This is a genomic window from Labrys neptuniae (genome assembly GCF_040797145.1).
Classification (GTDB): domain Bacteria; phylum Pseudomonadota; class Alphaproteobacteria; order Rhizobiales; family Labraceae; genus Labrys; species Labrys neptuniae.
Genome location: NZ_JBFNQD010000002.1, coordinates 472045 through 493691, shown reverse-complemented (window position 1 = coordinate 493691; position 21647 = coordinate 472045). Strand labels below are relative to the sequence as shown.

The following is a 21647-nucleotide window of genomic DNA, read 5'->3' as shown; positions in this document are numbered from 1 at the left end:
GATCGCACTTGTCAAACACCATAATGCGATTCGAGTCGTTCCAGGCTCATGAAATTCCACAACGCCTAATACTAAAGACTTATTGACACATATATACATATATAGCCCTGCAAAAAAGCCACATTTCTGATCGCCTAGAGTCTCGCTATCAACCCAATTGTCGCATATCCGATTCAATGTCTGCCTATATGAAAGTATCTATGTACGAACATAAGGGAAGGCTCCGCTCGGGCCGCGCACCACTCGTCCCCCGCACCGAACGCGCGGCACAATCGGTTCATCCGATCATCTCATGACGATCGCGAGGCCGGCGCCCAGTCCGTTTCATGTCCTGGCACGAAAGTGGGGAAGAAGTTTTCGTGCACGCAAGCACCAAGGCCCAACAGGAATTATGAGATCAGAGGTAAATATGCCGCGAATTGCCGTCGTAGGAAATTGTCAGGCTCTCGGCGTGGCAGAAGTACTAAAATACCTCCTCCCCAATTCTTTTATCAAGCAATCAATTTCGTGGGAAATTCAAAACTGGATTAGTTCTTACGAGGATTTTGTTCGAGACCTCGCAACTTTCGATCACGTATTCGTTCAAGACGTTGCATTTGGAAATTTCCCCGGCGCCAACCTCGAACGGCTTCGTCAAGATCTCCCGAACATCGTCGAATTTCCCATCATCGTATTTCCCGCCTTCCATCCCGATTTGGTTTATGTTTCGAATAAAAAGAAAGAAAATTCTAACTTTATATTATCTCCAATTGGACCATATAATTCGGCCATAGCATTGTATGCATACAAGAGGGATTATACTGTTATCGAAGCTCTCAACCTCTTCAAAGAGAACGTCTATAAGAGACTTGGGTATTTTGATTTTTGGGATTCCTCTACAGACGCGCTATTGGCCAATGGCAAACGCCTCGGATTCGACCTCACCGAAAACCTCGCACGCTGGAGCCGCGAGGGATGCTTCATGCATTCCATCAACCACGCGAAATTGATCGTTCTGGCTGACATAGCCCAGCTTCTCCTCGATAAGGTCGGCATCCGAGCTCGCCAAAACAATTGGAAAGACTATGTCGTCGACCCGGCTCAGATGGATGCGATATGGCCTGTATATACGGAAGTAGCCTCAAAATTCGCCTTCAATGGCTCATACATTTTCAAAAAACCGAACTACGCCTTGAAAGAAAATACTCAATTCTTCACTTTGGATACTTTTGTATCGAAGAGTTTTGAATCCTATAAGCACTTTCCAAAAACCGACCTGCTTTGCGAGCGCGTCGACCAGTGGCTGGCAGACGAGAGTCTCGCTGCCTTCCTCGACAAAGCAGCAATGTGAGAGCCTTGAAGGAGGGTAAAATGCCGGAGAATCCTTATCGCGGTCTCCCATCGCATCACTTCTGGCGGCAGTCGGTGGCCGCAATTCCCCCGTTTGCGATCGATCCGCTCGTGCGTTTTCCGTTCGAACTCGCGCAAGACCACAAAGTGGCGGCCGCCGGCTCATGCTTTGCGCAGCATATATCCCAGGCCTTGCAGCGACACGGCTTCAACTACTTCATGACGGAGCCACCCCCGGCCGGCATGTCCAGGGAGGCGGCCCAGGCTGACAATTACGGCGTTTACTCCGCACGCTACGGGAATATCTACACCGCGCGGCAATTGCGGCAGCTGATCGAGCGAGCTTTCGGTGAATTCTCACCGGATCTGCCTGAATGGCGCGACCGGAGCGGGCATTTCGTCGATCCTTTCCGTCCCCAGATCCAGCCGTCGGGCTTCGCCTCGACGGACGCCATGCGCTCCGCGCGCGAGGCGCATCTGGGCCAGGTTCGCCGGCTCGTCGAGGAGTTGGATGTTCTCGTGTTCACGCTCGGCCTGACTGAAGGGTGGGTCCATATCGCCGATGGCGCCGTGATCCCGCTCGCACCGGGAGTCGCAGGCGGCACCTTCGACGAGTCTGTCTATAAATTCGTCAACTTCTCCACCGCGGAGATCGTTCAGGATCTGTGCGCCTCGATCGACCTCATTCGAAAGGTCAACCCAAACGCTCGCTTTATCTTCACCGTATCCCCCGTGCCGCTGATCGCGACCTACCGCGATCAGCACGTATTGGTCTCGAATACATACAGTAAAGCCTCGCTGCGTGTAGCAGCAGAAGAAATTTCTCTCGCCAGGCCTGGGGTTGCCTATTTTCCTTCCTACGAAATTATCACCAGCCCCGCGACATCGCGAAATTACTATCTCGACGACTTGCGTTCCGTCTCATTATTGGGCGTTGATCACGTCATGCGCGTCTTCTTTGCTCACTGTGTCGCCGGCAGCAAAAAGACCGCAGCTTCTCCGCCTGCCCTCCCCTCCGAGTTACGGGAGGAAATCAGGAACGTTGGACAAATAGTCTGCGACGAGGAAGCTATAGTTAAATTATAAAAATACGATCTTCTTCTATCGAATTCCGCAATAATTGTGATCTGCATATAGACTGATCACAATATGCCTCAAAAGAATGAGCAAAACTTGAGTTTCGAGAGAGCTGCACTATGAACGGTCTCCAGAGGATGTTCGGCTTCAGATCTTCAAAACGCTGGGTCTCGGAGGGGCGAGACGCCAGCCGCCGGCGCGACTGGACGGCGGCAGCGTCCGCCTATCGCGAGGCCCTGTCGATCAACCCCAAATTATGGAAGATCTGGGTCCAGTATGGCCATGCCATGAAGGAAAGCGGCCACCTCAAGGAAGCGGAGGATGCCTATCGACGCTCGCTCCAACTCTCGCCCGGCATTTCCGACACGCATCTGCAGCTCGGCCATGTCCTCAAGCTGAAGAAAGATGCCACGGCGGCAAGCTCGGCCTATCTGCAGGCCGCGGTCCTGGATCCAGACAATCTGCATGCCTTTACGGAACTGGGTGCACTGGGCTGGACCAAGGAAGAGGTCATCGAGATCGTCGACCCGCAGGGGCGTCAACGCACCAAGGCCAGCATTCCCGCAGGTCGGTCGGAGATCACCAGGATCGCGACGGCGGGCTCGCCATCCTTCGACGCCCAGGCCTATGTCGGCCGTTTTGCCGACGTCCGTACGCTGCTGGATCTGGGCCTGATCAGTTCTGCTGAACAGCACTATCTGCATTACGGCTATCGCGGCGGCCGGGACATCCTGGCGACCTTCGCCGACAAGCCACCGACGCGCGTCTTCGTTCTTTGCCCCAGTTTCTTCAAACGATGCGGAATCGGCGAACATGCCCGCTATCTCGCCGACAGCATCGAAACTTTCGGCCTGGAAACGCACCGGGTCCGCACGACAGCAGTGCTCGAGACCTATCCGCCGGAGCAACTCCGCGACGCCGTGGTCATTGTCAATCACGGCCCGGGCCTGTTCGATGGCTACAATCCCGAGCTTTCGGAGGGCGAAGCGACCACGGACCTGATCACCAAGCTCCTGGCGCTTCACCGCGCTCATGGCCTGAGGCCCGTGGTCTTCATGCATTCTTTGCTGGATCGCGACAACGTCATCATGTTTCCGCGCCAGCAATTCTGGCTCGAGAGCCCGATTCCGGTCGTCACCACGATCGAGGCGGCCGGGAACGTCTTCAACATCTTGCGGGTGGAGCACGGCATGCAGCCCGCTCCGACGCCGGTGCGCAGCGAGAAGGCGCTGAATCGACGGGACCGGCCTGTCATCGGCTTCTTCGGTTTCTTCCAATGGGGTGGCAAGAATTTCGATGCGCTTCTGGATGTCGTCCAACGGCTGAAGGGCAAGCTCGTCGGCTCGGTCGCCACAGGCAGCGAATATGATGTCGAGAAGTTGCGGGGCCTCATTGCCGACCGAAACATCCAATGCAACCTCGGCACCGGCTGGGTCGAAGATTCCGAACTCATGCAGCGCCTCGCCGAGGCGGATTACTATTACCTGCCCCAGCATGACTACGACCATTGGAACAACAGCGGTACAGCGCGCCTGGTGATGAACTTCCATCAGCCGGTCATCCTGCCGCCCCACAATCCCTTCCTGGACCTGCGCGAATTCGCCATCTTCGCCGACGAACACGACCTGCCCGGCCTCATGGCCTGGATGCGCGACGAAAAGGTCTATCAGAGCGCTTGCGCCCGGGCCGCCCGCTATGCTGCCGAACATCCGATGACGGTCGAGATGCCAAAGCTGGCTATGTCGCTGCACGAGGTCGCGTCGGAAACCGGCGCCCGCAACTTCATCGACGAGAGCGCATTCAGTACCTGGTCCCTGCTCGCGATCCCGTTTGAGCAGTTCCTGGCAAGGGTTCGCCGCAGACTGCCAGAAAACGCCCTGTATTATCTGGAGAAGACACAACCGGATAGCGCCGACCGGGCTGCGCAGATCAAGACATTGAAGCTGGACAATCCCGGAAAATTCGAAACCACCTACTCGGCCCCTCTCGGCATCCAATATTGGAAAGATCACTACGAGATCGACAGCTTTTTCTTTCCCCGCATGACGGAATGCTTCGTGAATGCCTATCGCTGCTTCTTGAAGCGAGAACCGAGCATGACCGACAGGGACAAGATGATCCGCATCCTCGGAGTGGATCTCCGCGACGAAACGGCCATTGCCTGGCCCGCCAAGGTCGTGGCCATGCTGGCACTTCTCCACGACGAGGCACCCGCGCTCGAATTCGCGGCCCAAGCGCAAATATACGATCAGGGAGAGCTGTTGACGAAGACCGAGCTGGCATCGACCGCCTTGATCGAGACGCTGGAGCAGCGCTGGGTCAAGCGGCTCAAGCTGTGCCAGGATACTGCAACGGTGGGGCAGCCCGCATTCGGAACCGCTCAGGATCGGAACATCGTGCAATTGCTGCTGCTCCCGGGCCCGTGGCTGGAGGCGGCTCTGCATGCGAGCGCCCGAGCTGCTGGCCTCGATCTCAATTTCGATGGCATTGGAGCCCGGATCGGCCCCCTGTCCCGCTACCAGGGCATCATCCAAATCCTGGAGAGAGCGAATGTCCGCCTGACGGAGATCGGCCTGTTCGATCGCCCTATCGTGTCCGCCATCAACCACGCGCGCGCGCAATACAGCCTTGCCGACTTCTGGCCCCTCGAAGGCGATGCCTTTGTATTCCATGTCGTGCGCTGCCTGCTGAAACGCGACCCACTCACCCAGGAAATGTTCGGCCTCGGGGAGCTGCTTTCCAAACAAGGCAAGCTCGCGGTGATCCGCCAGGTGGCCGGCCGGCCCTTCGTCGCCACAAGCGTGGTGGATATCGCCGACGATCAAGCGGCCGCCGAGCTCGACACATTACTGCCCAATCTGGAATTGCTGGTTTCGCAATTCAGGGCCGTCTATGCGGGCGGATGGGATCTGCGGAATGCCTATCTGGAAGCGCGCCGCAATTTTGACCGCGTCTGGCTCAGGATGAAGAAGCAGAAGGATGTCTGGTGGGCCCAGGCCAACGGCGACGTCTCCCGTATCCTGCCGGCCAAGCATGCGGCCGGCGCCAAGCAGGGATCCTGAGCCGGTGTGGCGGCGACATCGCACCGAAGGCCTGCCCGCGAAGGCAGGTGAAAAACGCTCTCGGTCCCCGGTCTCCCCGATGCGCCTATATGCAGCCCTCTTGGGGATCGCCGCTGCCATGTTGGCTTGCCACCCCGGTTCGGCAGAGACAGCCCTGACCGGACTCGGCAAGGCCGATGCGGCAAGCGCCATAAACGCCCTGCTGGCCTCCGGAGCGGACGTCGAGCTTCCGGCGGGACAATATGCCTTGCGCAGCCGCTGGATCGAGATGCGAACCCCGGGACAGGTGCTGCGGTGCAAAGGGCCCAACACCACCTTGGTCGTCGACCGGCCGGGCACCACGGCCTCTCCAGCGCTGATCATGACGCAGGCGGCGGTCGGCGCGAAGGTGATCGGCTGCAAGTTCGACATGAATGGCGGACAATTCGTCAATACCGCCTTCGCTCCGCTCGCTTCGAACGACGCCATCAAATACGTGCCCGGCACCGGCCTGGTCGACAACCCACAAGGCAAGGCCAAGGCGAATGACGGCATGGCCGTCGCCGTCCTCGTGATGTGCGATCGCTGCGAGATCGCCGAAGCCGAAGTGACCCGCGGCTTCGACAACAATATCATGGTCGCAAATTTCGACCTCTCCAATGGCAAGCAGTCTCTGGGGCCCTGGGGCGTGTCCATCCGCGATACCCGCACCAGCTATGCCGGCGCTGGCCGGCACAATTGGGATCCGGACTATTATCAAGGCTGCGGCATCGACATCGGCTCCGGAGTCGCTGCTCGCCTGACCAATGTCGAGGACCGCTATTCGCGCATCGGCTTCTGTGTCGATGAAGGGGGCGGGGCATCGGCCCAGATCGTCAATGCTGCCAGCTTCAACGCCCAGGTAACCCAGAAGCCTTTTCTCCGGCCGGACAAGATGAGCAGCTACTATCCCGCTGCCGACGATCCCTGGCATGGCTCCAGCATTGCCGGTACAGGCTTTTTCTTCGGCGGCTCAGACCGCCGCGCCAATCTTGGCCAGGTCCAGCCGGGCCTGATTTCGACCACCTGCATCAACTGCCTGGCCTATGAGCCACAGGGCGTTGGCTTCTGGTTCTCGCGCTACTCCAACGGTGCTCACCTCGTCTCGCCGCACGCAGCGAGCCCGGGACTGGAATGTTTCTGGGCCGTCGGTGGCAGCCACTATCTCACCGACGCAATCTGCGACCAACCGAATGCACTGGCCGGCAGCACGAAAATCTGGGGTGGTAAATTTCCCTGGCCTCGGACGGCCGCCGTCCGGGCGAGCTGCGCCAATTGCGGTCCGTTCAGTTCTCTTCCCGCGATACGAGGCACACCAGACCAGCTGAACACCACACTGCACTTCAACGGCCTCACGATGACAGACAGAAGCCCTCTTGATGCAGCCAAGAAACCGAACTTTGCCTATTCCTTCTCAACGGCTCCAGGGAATAAGGATGAATTTTCTCGAATCCAAGTCTTAAGAGGTAATATTCAACCTGGAACATCTGGACTTATTGACCAGGGGGACGGCACAAAGATCGAAATCATCGACGGAAAATAAGGAAAGATACTGATAAGTGTTTATATTTTGAACTGATATGACGTATAGGAATCTCAGTTCAGTGGTGCGAATGGGAACAGGCCTGAATGGATCGCACAAGCCAGTGGATCGAAGAGCGCCCGGTTCGGTCTTCGACGCCTGACGAAGGCATCAGCATACCGTCCGCCAAGGGGCCCAACACCGCCTGCAGAACGCAGACGATTTCCCGCAAAGCCTTGCTCCACCTGGGAAATAAGGAGGCGAGGAATGCGCATCCTCTATGAGCTCTACAATCTCTCCCTCCCGTCGGGGACAGGCATCGCCACCTATGCGCGCAATCTCTGCAAGACCTCCAAGGAACTCGGCTACGACATAGGGGGATTGCTGCACACGAACCGCCGCCTTCGGCTGGGTGATCCGCAATCTACGGAGGCCGGACTCTTCAGCCCTCCGGGAAGACGCAAGGCGCTCGTCGGCACGACGCTGCGCCGCATGCTCGGGGCGCCCTTTGGCATACCGACCGTGCGGCTCGAAAGCGACAAGATCTCCGTCCAATCCGAGCAGTGGGAGAAACGTAGCGGTGGCGTGCAGGACGCCTATGTCGCATCGCGTTATCACGAAATGGCTCGCCTGCATTTCCAGCGCTACGGCAAAAGCGCCAGGATACTTCTCGACCAGCCGCCGGACATCTTCCACACCACGCAAGTCATTCCGCTCAGCGTGCCGGGCGCCAAGAATATCTACACGATTCACGACCTTGTGCCCCTGCGCATGCCGGAGGCGACAACGGACGACAAGAGCTATTTTGTGAATATGATCCGGTATCTCGCGCAGACCGCGGATAGGATCGTGACCGTATCGGAGACCTCGCGGAACGACATCATCGGCTTGACGGGCGTTTCCCCTGAAAAGGTAGTCAACACTTACCAAGCCGTATCCATTCCCCAAGATCTTCTCGAAATTCCGACGAATGAGGTCGAGGACATCGTGAAGAGCTTCTACGATCTAAACTATAAAGACTATTATCTTTTTTATGGGGCGATCGAACCGAAGAAAAACCTGTCCCGCCTGATCGACGCCTTCGTTGCAAGCGACACCCGGAGTCCGCTCGTCGTGGTCGGAGGCCTGGGCTGGCAATACGGTGCCGATCTTCGGAAAATAAGAGAGCACAAATCGCGCGGCTATCTTTTTGACGGTCGGCATCTGAAAGAGGATATCCGTATCCGGCGCCTCGACTATGTACCTCTGCTTCAATTGATCTCGCTGATCCGGGGAGCAAAGGCGGTTCTGTTCCCATCACTCTACGAGGGCTTCGGCCTGCCCGTGCTCGAAGCGATGCTGCTGGGTACGCCAGTCCTCACTTCAAAAGGTTCCTCGCTGTCGGAAGTTGCCGGCGATGCTGCCGTTCTGGTGGATCCCACCGACACCGTCGATATGATGCGCGGCATCCGTGCTCTTGACGGCGACGCGGAGCTGCGCGCCGAGCTTGTCGGGCGCGGACAGGCGCAATCGGCCAAATTCTCAGAACAGGCTTACGCGGAACGGCTCACCAAGCTCTACGAAGGCCTCCTGTAGGGTAGGGAGGGGGAAAATCGAAACGGATTTTCCATCCCCCTTCGCCCCCTGCCGTTGCAAATTTCGGCAGGGGCTTTTCACCGGCCTAACGGCTCGCCGTCACGACGCCTCGCGATTGTAGATGTCCTCGATGCGGATGATGTCATCCTCGCCAAGATAGCCGCCGGTCTGCACTTCGATGATTTCCAAATCGATCTTGCCGGGGTTCTCCATGCGATGCACCGCACCGATCGGGATATAGACGGATTCATTCTCATGCACCGACTTGACCTCACTACCGATGGTGACGAGAGCGGTACCACGCACCACGATCCAGTGCTCGGAACGGTGATGATGCTTCTGCAATGACAGGCGCCCGCCCGGTTTGACCACGATGGACTTGACCTGGTGCCGTTCGCTCAAATCCAGCGAGCGATAGCTGCCCCAGGGGCGGAAGGATTGCCGGTGCTCCTGTGTCAGGAGGCGGTGGCTCGCCTTGAGCTGTTCGACCAGCGCCTTGACGCCGGCTGCATCGTCACGGCGGGCGACCAGGACGGCATCGGGCGTGACGATGACGGCGACGTCGTCGAGACCGGCAATGGCGACCAGCGGGCCATCCGTGGAGACGAAATTGGCACGGGCGTCGACGAAGGCCGCCTGGCCACGGGCGGCATTGCCCGCCTCATCCAGGGCGTAGAGATCGCGCACGGCACTCCAGGAGCCGACATCCGACCAGTCGAAGGTCGCAGCCACCACGGCCGCGCGCGCCGTACGCTCCATCACCGCATAGTCGATGGAGCGGGCCTCGGCACGTGCGAAAGCAGTTGCATCGAGGCGCAGGAAACCGAGATCGCTCTGTGCCGTGGCGACGGCCTCGCCAACCGCGTCAGCCGTCTCAGGGTCGTGCATCGCATAGTCAGCGAGCATCACGCCCGCCTGGAACAGGAAATTGCCCGAGTTCCACAAAAAGCCCTCGCCGACATAGCGTTCCGCCGTCGTGGCATCCGGCTTCTCGACAAAGCGGACCACGTGCCGTCCGCCAGCGACGATCTCCTCACCCGGCTCGATATAGCCATAGCCGGTGGCAGGGCCTGTCGGCTCGATGCCGAAGGTGACGATATGGCCGGCACGGGCCGCAGTGCCGGCTTGCCTGCATGCCCGCTGGAAGCCCTCGACATCCCGCACCATGTGATCGGCAGCCAGGGCAAGCACCAGGGCCGTTTCACCGTCCTGATCGGCGATATGGCGCGCACCGGCGAGGATGGCCGGACCGGAGTCACGCGCTTCCGGCTCCAGCAGAACATCGGCCTCGATGCCGAGCGCCTCCAACTGATCGGAGACCAGAAAGCGATGGTCCTTGTTGGTGACGATGACGGGGCGTCCGAACAGGCCCGCATCGGCAACCCGACGCAGGGTTTCCTGAAACGTCGACAGCGCCCCGAAGAGAGGCAGGAATTGTTTGGGACGGTTGGAGCGGGAAGCCGGCCAGAGCCGGGTTCCTGAGCCGCCGCACATGATCAGGGGACGAATCGGATTGGACGGCTCGCGCTTGAATTCCATGATTTCGGACGCCACAAATACCTCCAGACAGGTTCCAGCCTTGCAACAAATCCAGATAACGTAACGTTATCTCAGCAAGGATTCGTGCGCACAAACATCAACTCCTCCACGACAAGCAAGCGAAATTCCAGAACATCGAGGCAAAGATAAGGCCGCTGCCTCTAATAATACCTTCGTATGCGTCGTCCGCCCGTCCGCTCTGAGCAAGGGGCGCAATCTCCGCCTAAAAATAAAATCTTTATTACCAACAAGTTATGCAACAGCGCATCAGCCCTGCCCATCAGAGCACAGGGCTCTCCTACTCCATCGCGACGATGACTAGTATTATATTACTATAGTTACTCAAGGTAATTTCAAATTCACAACACGGCTGCCGGCACCAGCTCGATCCGGGCGAGCGAGGCCATGTTGCCAAAACAAACGCGCCCCGCCCTTTCGGGCGAGGCGCGTTGAAGAAAAGCCGTTCGAGAGCTTGGGCTCAGCGCCCGATCGTCGAGAGATTGGCACCGGCACTGACGATGCCCACGCCCCCGCCGATCATCTGCAGGAACTTGGCGAGATCGGTCGACGGTGCGTTGGAGATGTAGAGCACGTCCTTGTTGCGCATCAAGAAGCGTTGCGACCACAGGAAGGAACCCGGATTCTTCATGTCGAGGCGATAGACGACGGGCACGCTGCCCGAACGATAGCCACCGGATGTCGCGCCGCCCCTGAGTTCGCGAAAGGCAGCTGCATCCTCGTAGCGGAATACGAAGACGCCGCTCGCATCCGAACGCGAATCGTTCAAGCCGCCCGACTTGCCGATGGCTTCGGCGAGGGTGACCCTGTCGCTCGTAAAATCGATGGTGTCGTTCTTGCCGGTGGCGCCGAGCACCGTGAAGGTACGCGGCTCGCGATAGATGAAGAGCTGATCGTCCGCGCGCAGATAGATGTTCTCGCGCGGATTGGAGACCAGGGAGGTCAGGCTTTCCACGCCCGTGCGCGACCCCCGCGTCAGGCGGACGAAGAGGTCGTGGGCCGCTGCCTGCGGACCGCCGGCCAGGGCGATCGCATCGAGCACGCGCGTGCCCTTGACGGCGAGGGGGAAGCGGCCGCCCTGGCCGACTTCGCCGGAGACCGTGACGAGATTGGCGGCATTCTGGGTAAGAGTAACCAGCACCTGCGGCTCGATCGCCTTGGACGACAAGGCGCTGACGATGGCCTGGCCGACCTGGGCCGGCGTACGGCCGGCGGCGACGACGCTGCCGGCATAGGGCACGTTGATGCGCCCGCCGCGATCGATCTGCTGGGGCGGCAGCTGCACGCTCTTGCTGCCGGCGCTGCCGGTAGCGTCGGAGGTGCCGAACAGGCCACCCGAGCTCGCCTCGAAGATGGAGACCGACACCATGTCGCCGATGCCCAGCGTCCCGCTCGACGGCGGGCCGCCTGCCGCGAAACTGCCGAGGAAACCGGTCGGGCGATGCCGCGACAGTACGGCAACCGTCCCGGCATTGACGTCGAAGATGGAATAGGGACTGGCGACGCCGCGCGACTGCGCACCGCCATTCTGCTGACGGCTCAGAATGGTTTTGGCCGTGGGGCCAGCATTCGGCAAGCTGGAACAAGCCGCAAGGCTGGCGGTGATCAGGAGAATGATTGGAATACGCAACACTTCGACATCACTCGCTTTTCAACGGCACCCTATCTTTTTTCCCATCACTGACGGACTGGAACAAGCCTTGATGCTTTTTGTGGTAAAGATCTCTGTTCAGAAGGAGGTAACATTTGCCCAAACATCAGGCCCCTTCGAGCTTTTCTCGCCGGCGCCGATGAAATGAACGTCACAACTTCAAACCCGAATCGACTTCCATCCAACCCACCATGGAGACCTCATTCGCTCGGGCGACCTCGCAGTCCCGCTTTCCGTCGCTCCCATATTTTCGCTTCCGTTTCGGTCTCCCGAAAGGTAAGTAGGAGCCATAGGGATTGGCGGAGGGCTCTGGCAGTGCCAACCGAAGGAGGCTGCATGGCAGCCCGCGCCAATTTGCAAACTTTCCGTGATAATGCAACAGAAATTGCGCCGCTCCTGGCAGCCATCCCGTCACGAAATCTACACATTAGATTCTCTTGTGAGAAACTTTCCTTAATTTGCCACCTGATTTTTTCCACTTTCTTCAAGAGCAAAAAAAGGTATTCTTATAATATACTGACAATCGACAGCGAGGTTTTCGCTCGAACTCCCCAGAGAGACATCTCGACTGAGAACCGTAAAGGCTCAAAGCCTGCTGAAGATACAAAGATTACTCCTTTAGTAGTAGGACGCGCCTCTTTGCCGGCGGCGTTTGCGCGGGCCCGTGCAGTTCCATTCCGCTGGGAACGGCAAGCGGTCACGTCTTTCAGATTCAGGTCATCGATCCCGGTCATGCGCCACCTGATGCAGGCGCCCCTGCAACCATCCCCGAAGCCGCCTTCCGTCATGGGCATCTTGGGCACCCTGCGCGCCGTGCCCGCCACTGCCTTTCCAGGGTCATGCTGATGGACCGGTCCTGGTTGCCACGTCCTGGCAGCGTTATCGGCCTGCCGCTGGTCACCCTGCTGCGTTTCCCGGATCTCGGCGAGTTGCTGCCGGAGTATCGGCTGGTGGCCTTGGAGCGGGCGGGACGCAGGGTGGATGCCGTCGCCGGCTGGGGCCGCAAGCTGCCGGCCCGCTGGGCCAGGCATGCGGCTGCCCGGCTGGCTCGCCCCTTTTTCACCCTGGAGGACGGCTTCCTGCGCTCTGTCGGCCTCGGCAAGACCGGGGCGGCGGCCGTTTCGGTGGTGATGGACGACCTCGGCGTCTATTACGACGCCCGCACGCAATCGCGGCTCGAGCACGAACTGGCACTGGGGAATTTTCGCGAGACCCGGCCACGCGCCACCGCCCTGCGCGACGAGATCGTGCATCATCGGCTGACCAAATATAACCATCTGCCCGACAGGCCATTGGGGCTCGGGCCGCGCGGGAACCGCCGCATCCTGCTGGTGGAGCAGGTCGCGGGCGACCTGTCGATCGCCGGCGCCTGCGCCGACGGGACGAGCTTTGCCGCCATGCTGGCCGATGCCCTCGCCTTGCAGGACGCCCAGATCATCATCCGCTCGCATCCGGATGTGATGGCGGGCCGGGCCCGGGGCAGCTTCGCCGGCCTCCCGGCCGCCTCCCATCTGCGCCGGCTCGACGATGCCGTTTCCCCCCACGCCGTGCTCGATGAAGTGGATGAGGTCTGGACCGTGTCGAGCCAGCTCGGCTTCGACGCCCTTCTGCGTGGATTGCCGGTGCGGTGCTATGGCGTGCCCTTCTATGCGGGGTGGGGATTGAGCGAGGACCGGCCGGTGCTGCCCGGCGCACGCGAAGCCCTGGTGCGCCGCCAGGCGCGGGCCGGGAACCCGCTCGACATCGTCGACCTCGTCGACGCCGCCCTGATCCGCTACCCGCTCTACGCCGATCCGATCACCGGCCGCGCCACCGGCCCCGAACAGGCGATCGCAAGGCTGCAGGGCTGGCGTGCCCATGCCGGGCGCTGGCGCGGGGAAACCGAGGCCGTCGCCATCAAGCTGCACAAGCGGCCGATACTCCGGCGCTATTGCGCCGCTCCGGGCGCCACCCTTCGCTTCAACGCCACGGCATCCGGAAAGGCACGTCAGCTCAGCTGGGGCCTGCCACGGTCTTCCGCTAACGGGGCTGCGGCGATCGCGGTCGAGGACGGCTTCCTCAGATCGGTCGGACTCGGCTTTCCCGGCACCGTCCCGATCTCGCTGTGCTTCGATGCGAGCGGTATCTATTATGATGCCACCACCGCCAGCGATCTCGAGACCCTTCTGGAGACCGGCACTTTTCCCGTCGAACTCACCGAGCGCGCCGCGCGGCTGCGGCAGGCGATCCTGCAGGCCGGCCTGACCAAATATAATCTGCGCAGCGATGTGCCCGACGAGGTCCATCGGCAGGCAAGGGGGCGCCGGCGCGTACTGGTGGCCGGGCAGGTGCCCGATGACCAATCCCTCAGGCTCGGCCTGCCCAGCCATGCCAGCAATCTCGAATTTCTGCGGGCCGTCCGCCGCGAATGCCCCGACGCCTTCATCATTTTCAAGGAGCATCCCGATCTGGTGGCCGGCAAACGGCCCGGCCTGAGCGACCCGACTGCCGCCGGCGCCCTGGCCGATCATCTGGCGGTGTCGGGGGATGCCGCGGCCTGGATCGACTTTGCCGACGAAGTGCATGTACGCACCTCGCTGGCAGGGTTCGAAGCCTTGCTGCGAAACAAGCCCGTCATCTGCCACGGAGCCCCCTTCTTCGCCGGCTGGGGCCTGACGACCGACCGCGTCGCCATTTCCCGCCGCACGCGCCGCCGCACGCTCGATGAATTGGTGGCTGCCGCCCTCATCCTTTATCCGAGCTATCTGCACCCAGTCCGAGGGCTGCCGATGGAGGCCGAAGATGCGGTGAGCTGGCTGAGCGCAGCGCGCCAGGCTCCCGCCGGCAGAACCAACCCCTTGCGCCGAATCATACGCTGGTGGCCCCGCAATGCAGTTTCTTTTTGACGTATCGCGGCATCTGCGCCGGCTCATCCGCACCACGCCCACCGGCATCGATCGGGTCGATGCCGCCTATATCCGGCTCCTGCCCGACATGGCCGGGGACGTTTCCTTCGTCGCCAAGATCCCGGGCTTCAACGGTTTGCGGCGCGTCGACAAGCTTCTCCCTTCCCCGGAATCTTCGGCCTGGCAGGGATCCGATGTCGAAAAGGATCGCATCTACACCGATCTGACCGATTATCTCGCCACGCCGGTGTGGGCCTCCGAACGCGGCTGCCGGCGCCTGGCCGAAACCAACCGGACCGAACCTTCCGCCGCCCGGGTGGCGCTCACCGGCATGCGGCAGGTCTTCGGCACCCGCGACCTGCCTCTCAATCTGCGCGGATCGGTGTATCTCAATACCTCTCATTCGGGCCTGGAGAACACTCTCAAGATTCAGGAGATGAAGCGGCGCGGGGCACGCATCGTCGCCATGCTGCACGACCTCATTCCGGTCGACTTTCCGGAATTCTGCCGCGAAGGCGAGGCGGCCAAACATCACCGCCGCATGCTCTCCCTGCTGCAGCATGCCGACCTGATCATCGCCAACTCGGCCTATTCACGCGACCGCTTCATGGCCTGGCTGGCGACGGCCATTCCGCGCGGCGAGCGCCGGCCTGCCGCGCCGCGCGTGGTGGTGGTGCCGTTGGCCGTCGAAAACGAATTCCTCACGCGCACCGCCCTGCGCCCGCCTTCTTCTCAGATTCCTTATTTCGTCTGCCTCGGCACCATCGAGGCGCGCAAGAATCACGCCTTGCTGCTGCTGCTCTGGCGCCGTCTTGCCGAGAAGCTCGGCGCGGCCTGTCCGCGCCTGGTGCTGGTAGGACGGCGGGGCTGGAAGGTCGAGCAGGTCCTGGATCTGTTGACCCACGCCGCCCCGCTGGCCCGCCATGTCGTGGAAGTGGCCGACCTCAGCGACGCCGCCGTCGCTTGCCTGATCGCCGGCGCACACGGCATGGTTCAGCCATCACTGGTGGAGGGTTTCGGACTGCCGATCCTCGAAGCCAATGCCCTCGGCGTGCCGGTGATCGCCTCCGACATTCCCGCGCATCGCGAGGTGGCCGAACTCGCCGGCCATCATGGCATCAGCCTGGTCGATCCCATCGACCTGCCGCAATGGATGGGTGCGGTGACGGCACTGGCCTCGGACCGCTTCGAGCTCAGCACCCGTGCCGCCCTCCCCACCTGGCGGGATCACGTGCAGCAAGCCCTCGAAGCCGTGCGGGATCACTTCGAGCATGCGGCTCCGAAAAACAACTTTGCCAGCAGGAGTCCCGCCTGAGGCGAGCTACCGCATGATACCACGTGACCTAACGACATTTTCCCATTCGAGACACAATTTTCTACTATATAGAACCGGCCTTCGATAAAACTCCTTTGTGATTATAGGCAAATCATCTTACCTTGCAAAAATCAGAGCGGCCCTGCACCTTAGGGCACCCATCGAAGTAAGGACGTTATTTCCCCGCTACCTGTTGCATCAAAGCTACAGACTCGCGTTTCGAAAGCTGGCATGGTGGTTTCACCTTTAGGAGTAACGCATATGAGAATCTCTGCAGCAGCAATTGCTCTCCTGCTCTCGTCGACGGCAGCTTTCTCCGCCGACCTTGCGCCTGCACCCGTTGAGCCTGTGGCACCGGTTGTCCTGCCGTTCTCCTGGACGGGCTTCTATGCTGGTGCGAACGTCGGCTATGCTTTTGGCGGCCGCGACACGGTCGGCATCCACGATCCGGATTTCCTCGGCGACATCGGCAAGCTGACGGGCAAGGGTTTCCTGGGCGGCTTGCAGGCCGGCTATAACTACCAGTTCGACAACATCGTGGTCGGTATCGAAACCGACTTCCAGGGTGCCCAGATCAAGGACACCGTGCATGGTGTGGTCGCCGACGCTCCCGGTCGTGCCCGCTCGGACATCAAGTGGTACGGCACGCTGCGTCCGCGCATCGGCTATGCCTATGACCGCTTCCTGATCTACGCCACCGGCGGTCTGGCCTATGGCAACATCGACTACAAGCTCAGCTATGACGGCGCTTCGTTCAGCGACAGCAACACCAAGGTGGGCTGGACGGCCGGTGCCGGTCTCGAATATGCCTTTACCGACAATCTCTCGGGCCGCATCGAATATCAGTATGTGAACTTCGGCAGCTACACGGTGCGCGGCAGCGGCACCCTTCACTCCAAGGCCTCGCCGGACTTCCACGCCGTGCGTCTGGGTGTGAACTACAAGTTCTGATCCGACGCTGCTGCATCAGATCTCATTGCATCAACGGGGGCAGGTTTGCCCCCGTTTTTGTTTGCCGGATCTGCAACGGCCGATGATGAGACGGGTGGGTCCGGCCCAGCACCGTCCGATAGCGCCAGCCCTCTCTCTTGTAAGCCGGCTCAATTCAGCGCAGCCCGCCATTGCGTTTGCCGCGACGGGATCGCCTGCCTGGCCGCGGACCCCTCACCACCGATTTCGGGACGCCTCTCAGGGCTGGTCGTCTCTCAGACGACCAAAGAAGGATTTCAAGCCGACTTCGGTGCGCGCACAGGCGCCTTCTTCGGCAATTCCACCACATTGTCGTCGATGCGGCCGATCAGATTGCGGATGGTCAGGTCAAAGTAACGGCTCAGATAATAGGAGCCGTTGATCTGCGTCTCCGCCACCATGTGACTGACGAAGGCGTCCCTCGCGGCCGCGTTGGGCAGGAAGGGCGCGCTCCAGAACTGTTTCAGCCTGTCTTCGCCACCATGGGCGACAAGGCCGTCAATGGCATAATGTGCATTCCCCAGCACGAAGACCGGGCAATTGCGCTGCAACGCCAGAATTCCCGTGGTGCTGTTGACCGTGATCATGCCACGGGCATGCCGGATCAACAGCCCGGTCGGCCCGTCGTCGATCAAGGAGACTCGATCGGCCACACCCGCCAGCTTGGCGAGCTGCGCCACGAAGCGGTGATAGGGCCGATGCCCGCGGTCGAGCGGATGGGCCTTGAAGGCAAGGCGGGTGCCGGGCGGGGCGTGCTTGGCAAAGGAACGGATCGTGGCCTCGATCATGCGCTCCATGGTCCAGCCTGCGCCATGGACCCTCAATTGCAGGTCATCATGCACCTGCAGGGCGGCGACAAAATATTTGCGGTCGAAATTGTCGACGAGGTCGATGATCTTCTTCGCATTGGTCCAGCGATCGGTGTATTTGCGCATGGCGTTGCGGCTCCAGAGCATCGCCTCTCCCAACAAGGAGCGCTCGCGATGATGGGAATATTGCCGAAACACCACGCTGCCGGCCGACATCGCCAGGTAATATTTGAAAGCCCACCAGGCCATGGGCTTGAAGCTGGCGGCGGGGATCGTCACCGGCGCCTCGACAGGGGCCGCCTTGTTGCGATCATAGGCCGACAGGACCCGCGGCAGCAGGGACGCCGCATTGTTGCCCTCGCGTTCGGCGGTCACGTAATCGGGTCGTAGATACCCTTCCTCCAGGCACCACACATCGATGCCGAGCTCCCGGCACAGCGCCACCGCCACCTGGTGATAGGGACGCTGATCGCCGAACAGGATCACCTTGTCCGGCTTCTGACCAAGCAGGAACTGCGAGAACCAGCCCCGCCAGGCCGACAGGCTGTCGGAAAACATGACAAACGGAATCCGCCTCGAATAGATGCGGTCGCCGAGATTGAAATTGATCTTGAGGACTCTGTCGCCACGCGCCAGGAGCGATTGCGCAAGCTCGGAAAAAAAGGGGCCGACCGGTCCCTGGAGCAGCACAATGAACTTGGGACGCGGCATAGGCAATCCGACAATTGATTCAAACTGAAACAGCTTACACATACTGATAGTTCTTGTCGCAAATATGTACATACCGCTGATTTGACAGGCTACCGTTTCGGCAGGCATGGCGGCATCGAATCCGGTTTCGGAATCGGGTCCAACCCCGCGGGCCGTTGCTGCTGCATCGCTTTTGCCGAAAGCCGGCATCCACTTTTCGGCATGATGCCCTACGCTGCGGCAATGTCCTCGATCGCACGGCCGAAAGCGCGGGCGGCCGGCCCGAGCGGTTCATCGAGACGATGGGCGAGATAGGCCTGCGTACCGGCCCTGGCATGACGACCCAGATCCTTGGTGTGCAGCCGGACAAGGCGGCCTTCCCGCAGATCCCGTTCCACCTGCCAGGCGGGGAGGCGTCCCCACCCCAACCCCGCCAGGATCATGGCGTGCTTGGTATCCTGGCTGCCAACGCGGCAGGTCTGCGGCGACAACACGCCGAAATCCCGCCCCTGTGACAAGGTGGTCGGATCCACCTGGACGATCTGCAGATGATCCGCAAGTTCGGCGACTTCGATCGCCTGGTCGTCGATCCGAGTGGCCAGCGGGTGGCCTGCCGCGGCAACCGCCACGATTTCGATCGAGGAGAGGCCCTGCAGCACCACGCGCGCATCACGGAAATTCTCGCCGGTGATCACCGCCAGCGTGCTGCGCCCCGCCAGCAGGGCCGTGAGCGGGCCCCCCAGGGGTTCGAAGGCCAGGCGGATCGCGACAGAAGGATAGTCCTGCCGCATCGTCCTGAGCGCCTCGCCGACCCAGGCGACCGGAAACAGCGTGTCCACCACCAGCGAAAGTTCGAGTTCCACCCCCTCCCCCAATCCTCGGGCACGGGCGCGCATGGCGTCGACGCGCAGGAGGATGTCACGGGCATTGGCGAGCAGGGCCTTGCCCTCACCGGTCAGCACCGGGCGATGACCGGTGCGGTCGAACAAGGCCAGCCCGAGTTCCGCCTCCAGATTGGCGATGGCATGGCTTACCGCCGATTGCACGCGTGAGAGCCTGGCGGCCCCCGACCGGAAGCTGCCGCTGTCGACCACCGTCACGAAGGTGCGCAGTTGATCCAAGGTAAGGGCATCGATCATGATCAATTCTTTCGATCGGTTTGATGCCAATTATATCACTCCGATCGATAAGCCCGAAATGCGATGCTCCCCTCATCCAGGAATGACGAGGAGCTGACAATGACGTCCGTGCTGGTGCTGTACTATTCCTCCTACGGCCATATCGAGATCATGGCGGGTGCGGTAGCCGAAGGCGTGCGTGAAACCGGCGCATGCGCCATGGTGAAACGGGTACCGGAAATCGTGCCGGATGCCGTCGCCATCCGTGCCGGCTACAAGCTGGATCAGCGGGCGGCGATTGCCGATGTCGCCGAACTGGCCGACCATGATGCCATCATCTTCGGCACGCCGACACGCTTCGGCACGATGGCCGCGCAGATGAAGAACTTTCTCGATCAGGCCGGCGGGCTGTGGGCACGCAATGCCCTGGTCGGGCGCGTCGGCAGCGTCTTTACTTCCACCGGCAGCCAGCATGGCGGGCAGGAGGCCACGATCCTGTCCACCCATATCGCGCTGCTGCATCTGGGCATGGTCGTCGCCGGCCTGCCCTATACCTTCGGGGGCCAGTCGCGCATGGACGAGATCACCGGCGGTTCGCCCTACGGCGCTTCGACATTGGCCGATGACGGCCGCGGTGGCAATCGCGAGCCCAGCACCAACGAACTGGACGGTGCGCGCTTCCAAGGACGTCACGTCGCCCATCTCGCCCGGGCCCTCGCCGCCGCGCGGCTCCAGGATGCCGCCTGATGGCTCCCCCTCTCCTCCTGCCCCGCAGCACCACGGCCTGGCCGGCAGTAGCCGTGGTGGTCGCCTCCGGCATTGCAGCCTCGCTGCAGGTCGGCAAGACGCTGATCGCCGCTCCCATGCTGCAGGCCGATCTCGGCCTCGGCCTTGGCGCCATCGGCTGGCTGGCCGGCATCTTCGCCGTGCTCGGCCTGGCCGGCGGTATCCCGGCAGGAGCGGCCATCTCCGGCTTCGGCGATCGCCGCATGCTGGTGCTGGGCCTGGGCGCCATCGCGGCCGGCAGCGGACTTGGTGCCCTTACCTCCCACTATGGCGTGCTGGTCACCTCGCGCATCGTCGAAGGCCTCGGCTTCCTGCTGGTCACGGTGGCGGGTCCCGCCATCCTGAACCGGATCAGCCCCGCCGGGCAGCGCGATCTCGCCTTTGCCCTGTGGAGTTGCTTCATGCCGGCCGGAATAGCGCTGGCCATGCTCGCCGGCCCGTTCTTCGGCAATTGGCGCGCCATCTGGTGGTCCGGCGCGATGATCACAAGCCTTGCCATCCTGGCCGCGCTGGTCACGGTGCCGGGCAGCCCCCGCCGGAGCCCGACGCCGCCGCAGCGCCTCGCCCGAAATGTCCTTGCCGTGCTGACGGCCGGTGGCCCCCCGCTGCTCGCCCTATGCTTTGCTCTCTACAGCCTGATGTTCTTCGCCCTGTTCAGTTTCCTGCCGGTGCTGCTGATGCAGCGCATGGGCTTGGGCTATGGCACCGCCGGCATGGTCAGTGCCCTCGCCAGTGCCTCGAACATTCTCGGCAATCTCGCGGCCGGCTTCCTGCTGTCGCGCGGGGCCCGCCGCGCCGTGCTGATCGCGAGCGCCAGCCTGGTGATGGGAATCGCCGCGCCTTGCGTGTTCCTGCAGATCTTCCCGAATGGCCCGCTGCTGCTGTTATGCATCATGTTTTCGGCCGTCGGCGGCCTCATCCCGGCGACACTCCTGTCCTCCGCCCCCGTCCTGGCGCCCGCCGCTGCGCTGGCTCCAATGGTGGTCGGCCTCACCATGCAGGGCAGCAGCCTCGGTCAGGTCGCCGGGCCGGTTGCGGTGGGCGCGCTCATCGACACCTATGGCTGGGGATCGGCAAGCCTGCTCGTCGTCGCCGCCGCCGCGGCTGCCATCGCCCTCGCGCTGGCCCTCGGCCGCATCGACCGGCCGGCTGCACCTTCCCCGTCAGGCCCGTGAGGAAGGACCGGCCCCGCGATTGCACGGGAAGGCCGCGGATCGCCTTCTCGCGCCACCGAGGCAGGCGACAACACAAATCGCCAGCCCCCTGCGGCTCGGGCGCATTCGT

At 61.4% G+C, this 21647-nt stretch carries 15 protein-coding genes; 11 read left to right on the top strand and 4 right to left on the bottom strand.

Annotation, left to right across the window (positions count from 1 at the left end; all coding sequences use genetic code 11):
* Window positions 1-409 precede the first annotated feature (409 nt).
* The 5 genes from ABXS05_RS09570 (at window position 410) to ABXS05_RS09550 (ending at window position 8583) form a co-directional block, all read left to right on the top strand.
* Complete coding sequence (locus ABXS05_RS09570; protein WP_367623725.1) at window positions 410-1330, top strand: WcbI family polysaccharide biosynthesis putative acetyltransferase; 921 nt, start codon at window positions 410-412, stop codon at window positions 1328-1330.
* Between the two features lie 20 nt (window positions 1331-1350).
* Entirely contained in the window at window positions 1351-2415 is a 1065-nt protein-coding gene (locus tag ABXS05_RS09565; protein ID WP_367623724.1) for a GSCFA domain-containing protein, read from the top strand.
* 110 nt (window positions 2416-2525) lie between these two features.
* Window positions 2526-5468: a glycosyltransferase family protein gene (locus ABXS05_RS09560; RefSeq protein WP_367623723.1), complete on the top strand. Its 2943-nt coding sequence runs from the start codon at window positions 2526-2528 to the stop codon at window positions 5466-5468.
* 100 nt (window positions 5469-5568) lie between these two features.
* The gene (locus ABXS05_RS09555) at window positions 5569-7029 is read left to right on the top strand and encodes a hypothetical protein (protein ID WP_311934757.1); all 1461 of its coding nucleotides are present in this window, start codon (window positions 5569-5571) and stop codon (window positions 7027-7029) included.
* 246 nt (window positions 7030-7275) lie between these two features.
* Window positions 7276-8583, top strand: a complete 1308-nt coding sequence (locus ABXS05_RS09550; RefSeq protein ID WP_311934758.1) for a glycosyltransferase family 4 protein — start codon at window positions 7276-7278, stop codon at window positions 8581-8583.
* 99 nt (window positions 8584-8682) lie between these two features.
* Here ABXS05_RS09550 and ABXS05_RS09545 read toward each other — a convergent pair whose 3' ends face one another.
* Window positions 8683-10122 carry a mannose-1-phosphate guanylyltransferase/mannose-6-phosphate isomerase gene (locus ABXS05_RS09545; protein ID WP_311934779.1) on the bottom strand — a complete coding sequence of 480 codons (1440 nt, stop codon included), beginning with the start codon at window positions 10120-10122 and terminating at the stop codon, window positions 8683-8685.
* A gap of 478 nt (window positions 10123-10600) precedes the next feature.
* Entirely contained in the window at window positions 10601-11773 is a 1173-nt protein-coding gene (locus ABXS05_RS09540) for a polysaccharide biosynthesis/export family protein (RefSeq protein WP_367623722.1), read from the bottom strand.
* Window positions 11774-12127: 354 nt separating this feature from the next.
* On the opposite strand from ABXS05_RS09540, the gene ABXS05_RS09535 reads away from it, so the two are divergent.
* From ABXS05_RS09535 to ABXS05_RS09520, 4 genes are all read left to right on the top strand, one after another.
* Window positions 12128-12637, top strand: coding sequence for a hypothetical protein (locus ABXS05_RS09535; RefSeq protein ID WP_367623721.1), 510 nt, complete (start codon window positions 12128-12130; stop codon window positions 12635-12637).
* On the top strand, window positions 12637-14676 hold the full coding sequence (locus ABXS05_RS09530) for a capsule polysaccharide biogenesis protein (RefSeq protein WP_367623720.1): 2040 nt from the start codon (window positions 12637-12639) through the stop codon (window positions 14674-14676). Before ABXS05_RS09535 ends, ABXS05_RS09530 begins: the two co-directional genes overlap by 1 nt.
* Entirely contained in the window at window positions 14660-15991 is a 1332-nt protein-coding gene (locus ABXS05_RS09525) for a glycosyltransferase family 4 protein (protein WP_367623719.1), read from the top strand. Before ABXS05_RS09530 ends, ABXS05_RS09525 begins: the two co-directional genes overlap by 17 nt.
* Before the next feature lie 261 nt (window positions 15992-16252).
* A complete protein-coding gene (locus ABXS05_RS09520) occupies window positions 16253-16942 on the top strand; it encodes an outer membrane protein (protein ID WP_367623718.1) in 690 nt (229 codons plus the stop codon).
* Window positions 16943-17217: 275 nt separating this feature from the next.
* Here ABXS05_RS09520 and ABXS05_RS09515 read toward each other — a convergent pair whose 3' ends face one another.
* The gene (locus ABXS05_RS09515) at window positions 17218-18480 is read right to left on the bottom strand and encodes a capsule polysaccharide biogenesis protein (RefSeq protein ID WP_311934763.1); all 1263 of its coding nucleotides are present in this window, start codon (window positions 18478-18480) and stop codon (window positions 17218-17220) included.
* Window positions 18481-18689: 209 nt separating this feature from the next.
* Entirely contained in the window at window positions 18690-19598 is a 909-nt protein-coding gene (locus ABXS05_RS09510; RefSeq protein WP_367623717.1) for a LysR family transcriptional regulator, read from the bottom strand.
* 99 nt (window positions 19599-19697) lie between these two features.
* Here ABXS05_RS09510 and wrbA point away from each other — a divergent pair, with 99 nt between their 5' ends.
* Window positions 19698-20324, top strand: coding sequence for an NAD(P)H:quinone oxidoreductase (gene wrbA / locus ABXS05_RS09505; RefSeq protein ID WP_367623716.1), 627 nt, complete (start codon window positions 19698-19700; stop codon window positions 20322-20324).
* Window positions 20324-21538, top strand: coding sequence for an MFS transporter (locus ABXS05_RS09500; RefSeq protein ID WP_367623715.1), 1215 nt, complete (start codon window positions 20324-20326; stop codon window positions 21536-21538). Before wrbA ends, ABXS05_RS09500 begins: the two co-directional genes overlap by 1 nt.
* The last annotated feature ends 109 nt before the right edge of the window (window positions 21539-21647 follow it).